Raw genomic sequence first — 416 nt, forward strand, 5'->3', positions numbered from 1 at the left:
CAATACGAAGGCTGAGAAAGCGGATCTCCGGGCAGGACGTATTCCAGAAGACTGGCAGGACAAGCCCGCAAAGATGTCGCATAAGGATCGTCATGCACGATGGACACTTAAGTTCACGAAGGCGAAGCGGCAGGACGATGGAACCATACCGTCGAGCGATCTCGCCATCCCGTTCTTTGGCTACAAATCCCACGTCTCCATCGACCGGAAGTTTCGGTTCATCCGAAAATGGAAGACGACGGATGCCGCCGCCAGTGATGGTGCGCGATTGAGAGAGGGGCTGTTAGATAAAACCAATACGGCCTCAAGCGTTTGGGCTGATACAGCTTATCGCTCGAAAGCGAATGAGGACTTCATGGACAAAGAGGGTTTTGTCTCAAAGGTTCACAGAAAAAAGCCGCATCTCAAGCCTATGC

General features: G+C 52.4%; 1 pseudogene. It reads left to right on the plus strand.

The features are described from left to right. Positions 1 to 416: pseudogene (locus tag KP705_RS18270) on the plus strand (IS5/IS1182 family transposase); the annotation flags it as partial.

Source organism: Gluconobacter sp. P1D12_c, from assembly GCF_018812105.1.
Taxonomy (GTDB): Bacteria; Pseudomonadota; Alphaproteobacteria; order Acetobacterales; family Acetobacteraceae; genus Gluconobacter; species Gluconobacter oxydans_A.